The organism is Mucilaginibacter sp. AK015 (assembly GCF_014200785.1).
Classification (GTDB): Bacteria; Bacteroidota; Bacteroidia; order Sphingobacteriales; family Sphingobacteriaceae; genus Mucilaginibacter.
This window is the reverse complement of sequence record NZ_JACHCV010000004.1, coordinates 237547-249922: the sequence shown is the minus strand read 5'-3', so window position 1 is coordinate 249922 and position 12376 is coordinate 237547. Positions and strand designations below refer to the sequence as shown.

The following is a 12376-nucleotide window of genomic DNA, read 5'->3' as shown; positions in this document are numbered from 1 at the left end:
CAGCGGTACAGTTAACCATATTGTAAAAACAAAATATGCTATTATTAGTGTTTATACCTACTTAAAGCTGCCTGGGTTAAAGCATCACAAAATAATTATACCTTTAATGGAGCCGCCAACGTCCCCAAAGGTTCGGAAGGAGGGTTATAGCTCAGCAATTTGCCAGGTTAAATGCGTGAGCGTTAAATTAACAAAAGCCTATGCTGTCAGATAAATTGAAAGAAGAAACAAAAAAGAATCATCAGGTATTGGAAAAAGCCCTTATTGGGCATTTAAGAGCTATTCGGTCGGTTTCGGAGTACATTACGCTTTTGCAGCTTTTCTACGGTTATTTTGGCGGTTTGGAAATGTTGATGGATAAGGCTATTGATGACAAGAGCTTAGTCGATAGTACAGAACGGCGCAAAACACAGGCTATTGCCAATGATATTTTAATATTAGGAGGCACAGTGCCTGCAATAGCAACGGGGTATAATTTGCCGGCCATACATAGCCATTTACAAGCGCTTGGCGCTTTGTATGTTATTGAAGGCTCAACCCTTGGCGGCAAGATAATTAGTAAAATGATACAACAGCAGTTAGGGACGGATATGGGGCTGTCGTTTTTCGCCGGCTATGGTGATAAAACGGATGAGATGTGGGCCTCCTTTAAGAACGTGCTGGACACCCAGTGCCACACCCCCGAGCAGGAAGCTGTGGTAACAGCCGCCGCTAATGAAACTTTTTCAAAATTTTATTATTGGTTTAATAAAGCGCCTGTTTTTTAAACGCGATGGTAAAGGTAGAACCCTTACCCGGCTCGCTGTCAACCCATATCTTACCGCGGTGCTTCTCTACTATACGTTTTACAATAGCAAGCCCAACGCCGGTGCCTTCTATATCGCCCACATTATCTGTACGGTGAAACAGCTCAAATATGCGGGGCAGCTGCTTTATATCTATACCCAGCCCATTATCGCTTATGGTGTAGAGCACTTCTTCTTCGTTTTCTATACCCGCGATACTTACCCGCTGGGGCCGGGCCATTGTTGAGTATTTTACCGCATTGCTGATGATGTTAGAGAATACCTGCGAGAGCATCACCGGGTCGCCCTGTATTTTAGGGGTACTGCCAATATTTATACTGCCTTCGTCAAGATTGTATATCAAAAGCAGGTCGCGCACCGTATCGTTTATCATTTGCGCAGGGTCTACCTCTGACAGAACTAACTCCGACCGGCCGATGCGAGAGTAATCAAGCACCTCGTTGATCATATTGTTCATTTTATCTGTGCCCTTATTTATGCGTTCCAATATTTTCACAGTCTGCGGCTTCATATCAACATCCCTAAGCAAAATTTGTGTAAAGCTTTTGATGGTTGATATTGGGTTCTTCAGATCGTGCGATATGGTAAAGCTGAAGGTATCCAGCTCTTCGTACGCCTGCTTTAGCTTCTCGTTTAGCAGGCGGATAGCACCGGCTTTTTGATTGATAGCGTATGTTATCTCGCTACGTAAACGCACTGCTGATTTAACCTCTTCGTCGGTCCATTTTTTTGAGGTGCCTGATACCGTTTGCGACCAGGCTTCGAAAGAATGGCGCGGAGATATATGCGATATGCCATCAGGTGTTACTTCCACCGGTTTTTCGGGGTTTCCGGCCCAGGTGATCGTTTGCCGAAGCTCGGGCTTAAACCAAATTACATATTCGCCCAATTCGCGCGACAGCATACTAACCATAATACCCGATGCCACATCGCGGTAAAGGGCGGCTTCGGCAAATTCAGAAGGAAGCTTGCTGGTGTAATAAAAAGTTTCAGCAACGTTGTTTTTCAGCCAGTGTACAAGCCCGCTTATTTGAGTATCGGTTGGGGTTATGCCCAGCTTCGTAACACTATTCTCAAAGATCAGTACGGCGCCTGTTGCATCTACAGTGTTTAAAAGGGTAACGTTGTGCCCGGTTAAGGCATACTCAATATTATTATCCTTAAGCATTAGCCGGCTTAGCTGGTCAACCGCGCTCTTATAGCGTTCCTGCAGCTGCTGGTTCTCTTCGTCCTGCCTGAATTCCAGCGCGGATGATAGTATCTGACCAATGAGCTTTGCCGATTCGCGGGAGCGGTAATCAATAAAGCGCGGCGAATAATTATGACATGCTATTAACCCCCACAGCTCTTTTTTATAGAGCAGCGAGATGCTAAAGCTCGAATCGACACCCATGTTTTTAAGGTACTGGATATGGATGGGCGATACCGCGCGCAATTGCGAGTTCGTCATATCCAGCGGCACATCATTATCTGCGGATGTTAAAATACCGGTTGCCTCTGTGTTTACATTCGCAATTAAACGGGTTAAGTTATGCTTGTAAAGTTCGCGTGCCTGCTTAGGGATATCAGATGCGGGATAGTGCAGGCCCAGCCACGATTGCAGGTCCGGGTTCCTGGCTTCTGCAATTACTTCGCCATGGCCGTCTTCGGCAAAGCGGTATATCATTACCCTATCGTAACCAATAATGCTTTTAACCTGTGCCGCGCTGTTATTTAAAAGGTTTTGCAAACTTTTATCGGCAAGCATTTCTGATATGGAACGCCCTATCATTTTATGCACATCAGTTCTGCTGTCAGAACGTGCAGGCTCAAACTCCAGCAGGTATTTATCGGCCGAAGCTGAGATGATAAGGTGAAATAATTTGCCTTGAATATCGGTATTGAAAGGGTTTGTTTGTTCAAAGCCATTTGCGCGGCCAAACACTATCAGTTGATTGATGAAATCGGGCGGTTCGTTTTTGCCTATCAGGGGCTCAATGCTGTTAACGTGGCGGCCTAACAATTCGGCAGGCATATCATCAAGGTAATCTGATATATTTTCGCTGTGATACTGAATAATGCACCCCCCATCAATCACGATCAAAAAACCATGCGATTGTATTTTGCCGGGTATGTGTATTGGTTCTTTATCACAATTTGTAAGATCGATATTCACAGGCAGCGATGTTAAAAGATAATATTTTACCAAATATGAAAAAATATTTGATACGCTTTATCATCGTCCATGTAATATCATCGATATACAGGCACCTCGCTATATCTTTAACTGGTAACCGGTTTGTCCGCATTTACCCTTTAACTGGTCGCAATTACACCCCATGGGGATATGAAAACACCGCTATATTTGAATCATTAACCATTTAAACAAAACACCATGACAAAGGACCTATGGATGAACCTGCCGGTAAAAGATCTTAACCGCTCAAAGGAATTTTTTAACGCTATAGGTTTCGGCTTTAAAGACGGGGCCGGTAACAGCGATACCATGGCGCCGCTGGTAGTTGGAACAAAAGAAACCATTGTGATGCTTATAGTAGAAAATGTATTTAAGCGGGCTACACAAAACCCTATATCAGATACCGCCAAGGGCACCGAAGTGATCTTTTCTTTCAGCGCTGAAAGCCGCGAAGAAGTAGAAGAGGTTGCCCGTAAAGTAACAGCCGCCGGTGGCAATGTTTTTGCCCCGCCTGCTGAAATTCAGGGCTGGATGTATGGCTGTGCGTTTACGGACCCTGACGGCCACCGTTGGAACGCGCTGTTTATGGATATGAGCAAAAGATAATTGTTATTATTCAATCACAATGAAAAAACCAGAAGATGTTGACGAGTACATCGGCGGCTTTCCTGCCGGTGTACAAAAAAGGCTGCGCCAAATGCGGGAGATCATCAAAAAAGCTGCCCCGCAGGCAAAAGAAATTATCAGTTATAGCATGCCTGCCTACAAACAGCATGGCAACCTGGTATATTTTGGCGGATGGGAAAGCCATGTTGGCTTTTACCCGGGCGCCAGCGGCATAGCAAAGTTTAAGCACGAGCTGGCAGCATACAAGGGGGCAAAAGGGTCGGTGCAGTTTCCGCACAGCGAGCCGCTGCCAACCGAGCTGATCGCAAACATCGTGACCTTCAGAATACAGGAAGATGCTGAACATGCAGCAGCAAAAAAAACGAAGAAGATCAAAGGGATTACCGGGGCAGGCTTTTAAAATCGATGATTGGTTGAGGCGTGGTGGTGGCCGGCATAAAATGTTGATTCAGCGTAACCATGTCATCGAAAAAACCACCGTTCCTGAGGTAAAACTTGCCATCTTTTAAGCCGCCTGCATAGTCCTTCCGATAGTTTTTTCGGGCAGTTTCGTCGCCGGTATAGATAGCCCCGGGCGATTGGTGCCATTTGCCGTTGCTATCGCCCAGCCAGTGGCCGGTAAAAAGGGCCATACGCACTTTGTCGCCGTTATCAGGTTCAAAATTTTCGACAAACGAGTATAGGCCGCTTAAATAACTGTTGATTTTTGGCCTGGCAAAACTGGCAATCAATTGCCAGTTGCCTGTGCTAACTTCTTTAAACCAAGCCGTATAAGTAGTGGTGTTGTGCAAACTGTCAGGCTCGGCTCCCAGTAAAAAACCATAGGTTTTGCCTGCTACCCATGGGTAGTTCATATAACTTTGGCCGCCCGAGCCTTCATCGCCAAATTCGCCACCGTGTACGGATGTTCCTTTTTTTAACAGTTTTATCTTCAAGCTATCGGGGATGCTTTTCGGGTCGTCGGTATTGAAGGGGCTCCATACTGAAAACAATATCCTTCGCTCGGTAGCCGAGTTAACCTGCATGCCAAAATATCCCCCGTTGAAACCATCCGCCATAAAATAAGAGCCTATCACATCCGTTTTTCGCGGAACGGTTATTTCGTTGTAAAACCACTTAACATCTTTTTTTAATTCAGGCGGGATATCGTAACGCAAATGCACAGAAGGCCCCCTGCGGCCAAAATGAAACGATGTTCCTGTTTTTACGTAAGTAAGCTCATTCTCCGGGTTTATATTATCAACCAAAAGGTCTGCCACTTCGGCATAAACATTACCAGTTTTGCTAACGCCTTTCAGGTCTATCCTTAGATAACCCGGCTTTACCCTTAAGTCGCCAATGTTTAATGTATCGAAGACAGTATTGTTTATTTGCTTTATAACCGTGTTTTTACCAATACTTATACTGATCTTGCTTTTACCCTCGGGCACACGCAGCATTAATGCCAGCGATAGCTTTTGCGCGGCATTAACCCTAACGTATATGCTTGTTACATCGTGGGGGCTTTTCCAGTTTGTTAAACCGGCATCCGTTATCACGGCGCTCCCGGTGGCCCATGCGTTACCGCCCAACGGGATTATAGCTTTGGTTGATTGAGCATTTGCGCTTATTGCAGCAGCAAAAGCAATATACACGAACAGGGAGATCTTTTTCATGTTAAGGGGAACGGATAGCGGACTAAATTAAAAAATTAACCCGTTACACCCATTTTATTACCAGCGTTTCTTCGGCCTGTATGCTAATGTAATGGCCGCCCGCTTTGCCACCATTGTTAGCGAAGATCACAATAGGTTGTAAGGAGGCATCTTTTACTAACAGCTTAAACTCGCGCCTTACAGTTGCCTTATTGATGATGATGGTTACAACCTCTTTACCGGTGCTTAGTACCTTCATTAAAGCGCCCTGTTGCGGCTCTTCAAATGTAAAAGGCAGGTTACGTAGTGTATCATCAAATATTTTTGCCATAAAACCGTTAAGGCGGCTATAATCGCCCATTATCCGGCTGCCAAGGCCAACAAGCGATGGCAGCCAGTAAGCCGTGCCTTCTCCAAAATCATTTCGGGTGGAGGTTATCTCTCCGTTCTTATTTGCGATAGGTGTGGCGGTAATAGCTTTTAACGACGCTTTCCATTGATACGCCTGTAGAGCGATGCCATCTGTCACCATTTCTTCCATATCGTCAATAGCCTTATACTCCAGTACATCTGCGCCCAGCAGATCCCGCATGGGGAAACCTAACCGCATTGTTGCAACCGCGTTCTCGTCATAATATCCTGTCAGTCCATCGGCAATAAGCCGCCCGCCCTTCTGTACAAATGATATTAGTAAAGGCCAATACTTTGAGGGGATAGAAACCTGGTGGGCTAAAATGACAGCCATGCCACGGTAGTCATCTTTAGAAAAATCAAACTCGCTGATCTCTTTAAAATTTGCCTGCACACCAGCCTCGCTCAAGGCTTCAAAATAGGCCAGGGCCGATTTCATTACCCCGCCTTCGTCGCGGCCCTCGTAGCTTTTGCCGCCCATTTGCAGGGTTTTTTCTATCCACAACGATTCGCGGGTGTAAAGTATATTAACGCCGGATTCAACCTCTCTGGCCTTTTCGAAAAAGGCGATATGCTCGTCTACGGTACTTATGACCTCGGTAGCGGCCAATAGCCTGTCCGACGGTTCATTATGGTAATTAAGCATGGCCCATTCCCCGGCTTCAATGCCAGACGAACGTGGGTTAAGGCACCAAAAAATGGCGCCCCGGCTTTCGCTGCCAATGGCTATCCACAACCACTGGCATATCTCTTCTTTGGTAGGGCAAAGCGATAAAAAGCCGCTATAGGTATTGTTGCCGCCTTGCAGTTCGGTCATGAACCAGGGGATATTGTCCGCGCCCGAGCGGATGATCTGGCAGTTTGCCGAAATGGCTAAGGCATACTGCCCGCGGTTGAAATAGCTGAAATGCCAGCTGGCATGCGCCGAGCCGCCAAGGCTGGTCAAAAAATCGCGCCAGCTTGTAAAATCGTACTCGGCGGCATTCTTAAAAATAGCATGGTTGTTTACATGAATAATGCTGCCCGGGTGATGTTTGTGTATCTCGTGGGTTATCCATTGCAGGAACCAGGTGTTGTAATACAGGTGAAAACGCTCGTCGGCGAAATCAAAATGATCGTAACCCCCACTGTTGTATTCAACCGCAGCCTGCCCGGCTTTCCACTCGCGGTATTTATCGGTAGCAAATTGTTCTTGCGGAAAATGACCAACGCCGGGTTCGTTTACCGGCACCCAACCGTAACAGGCTTTAAACTGTTTAAAATGGTTAACAACGTTCTCTATATATCGCTCAATGGCGCCCAGGTGGTCCTCATCCTTCGGGAACTTTAGTCCCCCCAGGTCGTTGAAGGCCGTAGCGGGGAAAAGGTTGCCATAAACCCTGATGCCATATTTTTCGGCGGCTTTGTAAGCTTCATCAAATAAAGCAAAATCCCATTTGCCGTCGGGCTTGTGCATATAGGTTTCAAATAAACGGATACGGGTAACGGTCATGCCGGCCTCTTTCAGGCGGCTAAACCAAAGGTCTATTTCTTCGCCGGTCTGCCCGGGTTCAATAAAAACCTCGGCGCCAATCATTATGGGTGTAGCTTGTTGTTTGAGCTGATCTTGCATTTTACTGTCTGCAGAAATTCATCCTGTAAATAAGTAACTTTTTAAAAAACGAATGGTTTTAAAAAGGGAGGATCGCGCTCGTTTTGCAACAAACCCGGCAAACGCGCCGGGCAATTTGATAACATTGATAAACGGTGTAAATCACCCGGATTTACCCGGAAAAAAGTCGGGAATTTTCAGGTTTTTTCAAGAAATTCCGGTCATTAGCGGTTGATGAAGAATAATCAATATTTCAATTAGCGCCTCAAATAAATTCTATATCTTTCGGTTTATAAAAATCCTATCACGTGTTAGTTAAGACCTTTGGAAGTGCGGTTTATGGTATACAGGCTATTACCATTACAGTTGAAGTGAATATTGCGGCAGGAACCAAGTATTTTATAGTGGGCTTGCCTGATATCGCTGTAAAAGAAAGTTACTTCCGCATCGAGTCGGCGCTTAAAAATTGCGGCTACCGCATGCCACGCCAACAGGTGGTGGTTAACATGGCGCCTGCTGATATTAAGAAAGAGGGTTCGGCTTATGACCTCACTATTGCTACAGGTGTTTTAGCCGCATCAGGCCAGATTGAGGCTGAAGCATTGGACAAATACCTTATCATGGGCGAGCTATCGCTTGATGGTGGTTTACAACCCATTAAAGGTGCTTTACCTATTGCGATACAGGCACGCAAAGAAGGGTTTAAAGGTTTTATCCTGCCAAAGCAAAACGCGCGCGAGGCCGCTATTGTTAACGACCTGGAAGTTTACGGCGTAGAAAACATTAAACAGGTAGCCGATTTTTTTAATGGTGATACCACCCTGCAGCCCGAAGTGGTAAACACCCGCGACGAGTTTTTTAACAGCCTTACCGCCTACGACAGCGACTTTAGTGAAGTACGGGGACAGGAAAATATAAAACGCGCTTTAGAAATTGCCGCCGCAGGCGGCCATAACGTAATACTAATAGGCCCCCCGGGCGCTGGTAAAACCATGCTTGCACGCAGGCTGCCATCTATATTGCCGCCATTGAGCCTGCACGAGTCGTTAGAGACTACCAAGATCCACTCGGTTGCCGGCAAGCTTTCAGCCGCCGATGCGCTGGTTACCACCAGGCCGTTCCGTTCGCCGCACCATACCATCAGCGATGTGGCATTAGTTGGCGGCGGAAGCAACCCGCAGCCCGGCGAAATATCACTTGCGCACAATGGCGTACTGTTCCTGGACGAATTGCCCGAGTTTAAACGTACCGCCCTTGAGGTAATGCGCCAGCCGCTCGAAGAGCGCCGGGTTACCATATCGCGTGCTAAATTCACTGTGGATTACCCAAGCAGCTTTATGTTAGTGGCAAGTATGAACCCGTGACCGTGCGTGCACTATTCTTCGGATTTGTAGGAATAGGCGGAGCGTACGCCAGGGTAATGGTGATGTCCTCTTTGCCGATTTCAATGCTGGTCGTTATCGTCTCCACTATACCCCGCTTTTGTTCAAACGGCATGTTTCCCCATTCTTCATACAATGCCTTTGCCTCATGAAGTACGGTATCGCTCGAAATGAGCTGCATTGATCGGATGTCGATTTCAGCTTCAAGTTCGGGCAGTTGGATGTCTAGTTGAGACAAACGGGCTTCAAGCGGCGCGTACTGCTCTGTAAAGCGTTCTTTGGTCACTTCCCCATCAACCCGCAGCGCGATAAGCGCATCCATCCGCTTTGCGAGCTTAGTACGTTCTTTCAGCGTACTTTCAAGCAGGGCTTGCTTTTCCTGCAATTGCAAGTCGGATTGCAAAAGATACTCATCATGATTGATGTTGCCGAGATAGTCCTTCAGATAGGTTTGGTATATCTCGTCAATGTCAGATACCGCAATTCTGATTTTACAAGTTTTACAGGCAAAGTTCTTCGAATGCTGATAGACGTACATCGTCTTGCCGCAGGTACACTTTACAAAGCCCGACAGCATATACACTGCCTTAGGCCCTGGTTTCGTCACAGTGCGTTCCTGGGCATCTAAGATACTATTGCACTGATCCCATAGTTCCGCTGAAACGATTGCCGGACAGGGCTGGACAATCCATTCGGATTGCGGTTTGATTATCCACTTCTTCTTGTCCCCGCTGCTTTTGGTGTAGTTGGCACGATGCTCACCTTTGGCCGTACTGTCACGAAGCAAGCGCGACACAGTCGTCATGGTAAACAGTGAGCCGTTTCGGGTTCTGTACCCAAGGTCGTTCAGCGCTTTTGCGGTGGTGAGTTTTCGCTGGTATTTGACAAATAGCTCGTACATCAGCTTGCGCACTGGTGCTTCATTCTCGTCAACGACCAGTGCCTTGTTTTCCCATCTATAACCAAATGTCGCTTGCCCGCCGAGGGACTTCCCCATGTTGGCGCGTATGGGCACCGACGCCGCTACCCTGCTTGCGATCTCTTCGCGCTCCCATTCTGCCATGGCGGAAATGATCGTAAAGAAGAGACGGCCAGCCGGAGAACTCGTATCGATGTTTTCGGCTAGTGAAATGAGATCAGCATGTTCCGTACGGAAGATTTCGGCAAACTCCAAAAGTTCTTTGGTGCTGCGGGCCAATCGGGCTAGCTTTGAGAAGACCAGGCCGGTTATGTGCCCGCTCCTGATGTCTGCAAGCATACGCCTTGTTTCGGGATGCGCCATGACGGACTTGCCGCTCACCGCTTCAAGCCGGTACACTTCCATAATTTGCCAGCCTTTGGCTTCGGCATAGAGCCTGCCGCGCTTTTCGTGGTGTTCGGGACTGTCGTCCTTGACTTGCATATCGGTACTGACGCGTATCCATATGCCAATGCGTTTATGTTCCATTGGTAAGTGTTTAATTGTGAAAGGAATCGGTTTTTATTAAAGATACCAATTATTGCAATTCACATATAGGGAGGTAAAAAGGTTAATGAAATAAATACAGCCCCGAAGCGGGACTGTATGAAAGAACTATTTAGGCTTTGGCTTGTGCAGGTGCGCCACGAGCACAGCTTCAAACATCTTATGGTGGTACTTGTTCTTGCTGCGAAGCTCATGCACCTGTTCCGGTATGAGGCAGTGGTAGAGGTCGGTGGTGTATTCGATCAGCTGCCGGGTATTGCGCACTTCGGGAATGGCTGCCTTTACTTCGGCCTTCGTCTTGTACTCGACCATGCAGCCGTGGTAGGTAAAGAGTTCTTGCAGTTTTTTTAGGAGGGTAAGCAGGGCTTCCGTATGGTGCGTTAACGGCGGGATTTTCAACACGACTGCTGTCACCCGATGGTTGCGCAGGTACAAGTCATAGCGGGACACTATTTTGTGTGCCTTCTTCTCGGACCATCGGTGCCGGAAAGAAAGGGTGTTCCAGGCGATGAGCTTGCCGCTGTCGAGTATCGCTATGCCGGACGTCCTGGTGCCCAGGCTAATTCCGAGAATGACCATCGCCGTATTTGTGGTATTGGCCGACAAGGAAGGTGAAGAGTGCGCCACGTGTACGCTTGATTTCCCTGTCGGGAACGGAGTTCACTTTCTCCAACAGTTCGCGAAGCTTCTCGTGCGGATACTGCTTGGCGTATGTCAGGTACAGCGACAGCGCGCCGTGGTCGTGCAATTGTTCTGCTATTTCGTGCGCTAACTGTATTTCAACTGGCGTGTACATATAGGTTTTGATAGGGTGCATTGTATTGTTAATGTGCTGTTAATTGCATCGCTCACGCTCGCTCGTTTTTATATATTATTCGCTTGTTCGTTCGATATATAAATAATCACTCAATATTGTATCAGTGTTATTTTCTATCGGACATGCCAAAAGATACCAAGGTGTGCATAAAGGACAGTGATGGTTATATTCTTTTGAAGAGTTCCAGTTCTTTGGCCGTTACTTCTGTTTGAAGTTCCTGGAACAAGTCCCAATACAGTTCGTTGGGCAGCGTCTTGTATATCACGCAGAGCCTGATGAGGTGGTAGCTATTAGGCAGCGCCGCACCCTTCTCCCATAATGAGAGGGGCGTGGTTGAGTGCAGTCCCAGGAGCTCCGCAACGTGGCGTTGCTTGTACCGCATCAGTTTGCGATGCATGCGTAATCTATTTGGAATGGGTTGTTGTCCTCGTTCCATAAGGTACACAATAGCAATGGAGAAATTGTATGATAAGGGAGGTAAAAGATTGTGGAAAAAACATGGAAGAAAATTAACATGCATGTCTTTTGCTTAATGACCAAATGTGCGATACTTTTTGAAATTGTTCACTTCAAAATTTATCACATGAAAGACACATCTAAGCTATTTGCCCTGTTCAAAGAGTATGCGTACGGACACAATTATGCCATTGCCTTTGAGGAACTGCTCGACCATTTTCTGCTGCCCTTCAAATACTACGAAAGCAAGGAAGAGCAGCAGCAAACATTGGCACAATTTGTCGCCAATAAAAGAGAGGATTCGTTAGTTGCGGTGCTCTCCGAGATTGGCGAATTGTCGGAAGGGTTTGAAGACCCCATCGGAACGATGTATGAGAAGCTAATCTCAAAAGGCCAGCATGGTCAGTTCTTTTCTCCAGAACATGTAGCAGGGTTGATAGCCGCCTGTGCTATAGGCGAACATACCAAACCAGGGCAAACCGTATGCGACCCGGCCTGCGGTTCAGGCAGGATGCTGTTGGCCGCGGCTAAGATAAACCGGCATTTGCTATTATACGGTGCCGATATAGACCTATTATGCTGCAAGATGGCAGTGGCGAACATGCTGCTTAATTCCCTGTCCGGGGAAATCGCCCATATGGATAGCCTGTCAAATACGTTTTACCGGGGATATAGATTGGGAACCGTGATTTTAAAAGATGGATACCACTACCCCTACTATGTTGAATTTACCGACCCCGAGGAAAGCGTTTTATGGAAAAGACCTTTACAAACCCTGCACAAAACAGCATTTGACACGCCATTTAATCCGACGAGACTTGAAACCCATGGTATGGATTCAGGGCAAGTTATTTGAATAGTTAGATACGCGCTGGTTTAACCGGCGTGTTTTTTCATACGGCTAAGACAAGTAAAATCCTTTGGTAATAAAATATCCCTATCTATTTATATTTCCACACTATGCCATACTTCTTTTATCAAATAAGCAATTGTGATATTATGGATTTGCTA

The 12376-nt window shown here is 46.7% G+C and carries 10 protein-coding genes and 1 pseudogene; 5 read left to right on the top strand and 6 right to left on the bottom strand.

Annotation, left to right across the window (positions count from 1 at the left end; translation table 11 throughout):
* Window positions 1–200 precede the first annotated feature (200 nt).
* Window positions 201–767, top strand: a complete 567-nt coding sequence (locus HDC91_RS16015) for a biliverdin-producing heme oxygenase (protein ID WP_183553872.1) — start codon at window positions 201–203, stop codon at window positions 765–767.
* On the opposite strand, the gene HDC91_RS16010 is transcribed toward HDC91_RS16015, so the two are convergent.
* On the bottom strand, window positions 745–2961 hold the full coding sequence (locus tag HDC91_RS16010; RefSeq protein ID WP_370576846.1) for an ATP-binding protein: 2217 nt from the start codon (window positions 2959–2961) through the stop codon (window positions 745–747). The genes HDC91_RS16015 and HDC91_RS16010 overlap by 23 nt on opposite strands.
* Window positions 2962–3180: 219 nt before the next feature.
* On the opposite strand from HDC91_RS16010, the gene HDC91_RS16005 reads away from it, so the two are divergent.
* Window positions 3181–3588, top strand: a complete 408-nt coding sequence (locus tag HDC91_RS16005) for a VOC family protein (RefSeq protein WP_183553870.1) — start codon at window positions 3181–3183, stop codon at window positions 3586–3588.
* A gap of 19 nt (window positions 3589–3607) precedes the next feature.
* Window positions 3608–4009: an iron chaperone gene (locus tag HDC91_RS16000; RefSeq protein ID WP_183553867.1), complete on the top strand. Its 402-nt coding sequence runs from the start codon at window positions 3608–3610 to the stop codon at window positions 4007–4009.
* Here the strand turns inward: HDC91_RS16000 and HDC91_RS15995 are convergent.
* The gene (locus HDC91_RS15995; RefSeq protein WP_183553865.1) at window positions 3990–5264 is read right to left on the bottom strand and encodes a DUF3472 domain-containing protein; all 1275 of its coding nucleotides are present in this window, start codon (window positions 5262–5264) and stop codon (window positions 3990–3992) included. The genes HDC91_RS16000 and HDC91_RS15995 overlap by 20 nt on opposite strands.
* Before the next feature lie 43 nt (window positions 5265–5307).
* Window positions 5308–7266 (bottom strand): beta-galactosidase trimerization domain-containing protein, encoded by a 1959-nt coding sequence (locus tag HDC91_RS15990; protein ID WP_183553863.1) that lies wholly within the window; start codon window positions 7264–7266, stop codon window positions 5308–5310.
* 287 nt (window positions 7267–7553) lie between these two features.
* On the opposite strand from HDC91_RS15990, the pseudogene HDC91_RS15985 reads away from it, so the two are divergent.
* Window positions 7554–8606 (top strand): annotated as a pseudogene (locus tag HDC91_RS15985) (YifB family Mg chelatase-like AAA ATPase); the annotation flags it as partial.
* Here the strand turns inward: HDC91_RS15985 and HDC91_RS15980 are convergent.
* The 3 genes from HDC91_RS15980 to HDC91_RS15970 all read right to left on the bottom strand — a co-directional run bounded on the left by HDC91_RS15980 (window position 8581) and on the right by HDC91_RS15970 (window position 10909).
* Window positions 8581–10074, bottom strand: coding sequence for a recombinase family protein (locus tag HDC91_RS15980; protein WP_183553861.1), 1494 nt, complete (start codon window positions 10072–10074; stop codon window positions 8581–8583). The pseudogene HDC91_RS15985 and the gene HDC91_RS15980 sit on opposite strands and share 26 nt — an antisense overlap.
* Window positions 10075–10200: 126 nt before the next feature.
* The gene (locus tag HDC91_RS15975; protein ID WP_183553859.1) at window positions 10201–10671 is read right to left on the bottom strand and encodes a hypothetical protein; all 471 of its coding nucleotides are present in this window, start codon (window positions 10669–10671) and stop codon (window positions 10201–10203) included.
* Entirely contained in the window at window positions 10652–10909 is a 258-nt protein-coding gene (locus tag HDC91_RS15970) for a hypothetical protein (protein ID WP_183553857.1), read from the bottom strand. The genes HDC91_RS15975 and HDC91_RS15970 overlap by 20 nt, the downstream gene beginning before the upstream one ends.
* Before the next feature lie 583 nt (window positions 10910–11492).
* Here HDC91_RS15970 and HDC91_RS15965 point away from each other — a divergent pair.
* Window positions 11493–12221 (top strand): N-6 DNA methylase, encoded by a 729-nt coding sequence (locus HDC91_RS15965; RefSeq protein ID WP_183553855.1) that lies wholly within the window; start codon window positions 11493–11495, stop codon window positions 12219–12221.
* Window positions 12222–12376: the final 155 nt, after the last annotated feature.

Coding starts and splice junctions, on each gene's coding strand:
- HDC91_RS16015 (WP_183553872.1), top strand. CDS start 201: ATGCTGTCAGATAAATTGAAAGAAGAAACAAAAAAGAATCATCAGGTA.
- HDC91_RS16005 (WP_183553870.1), top strand. CDS start 3,181: ATGACAAAGGACCTATGGATGAACCTGCCGGTAAAAGATCTTAACCGC.
- HDC91_RS16000 (WP_183553867.1), top strand. CDS start 3,608: ATGAAAAAACCAGAAGATGTTGACGAGTACATCGGCGGCTTTCCTGCC.
- HDC91_RS15995 (WP_183553865.1), bottom strand. CDS start 5,264: ATGAAAAAGATCTCCCTGTTCGTGTATATTGCTTTTGCTGCTGCAATA.
- HDC91_RS15990 (WP_183553863.1), bottom strand. CDS start 7,266: ATGCAAGATCAGCTCAAACAACAAGCTACACCCATAATGATTGGCGCC.
- HDC91_RS15980 (WP_183553861.1), bottom strand. CDS start 10,074: ATGGAACATAAACGCATTGGCATATGGATACGCGTCAGTACCGATATG.
- HDC91_RS15975 (WP_183553859.1), bottom strand. CDS start 10,671: ATGGTCATTCTCGGAATTAGCCTGGGCACCAGGACGTCCGGCATAGCG.
- HDC91_RS15970 (WP_183553857.1), bottom strand. CDS start 10,909: ATGCACCCTATCAAAACCTATATGTACACGCCAGTTGAAATACAGTTA.
- HDC91_RS15965 (WP_183553855.1), top strand. CDS start 11,493: ATGAAAGACACATCTAAGCTATTTGCCCTGTTCAAAGAGTATGCGTAC.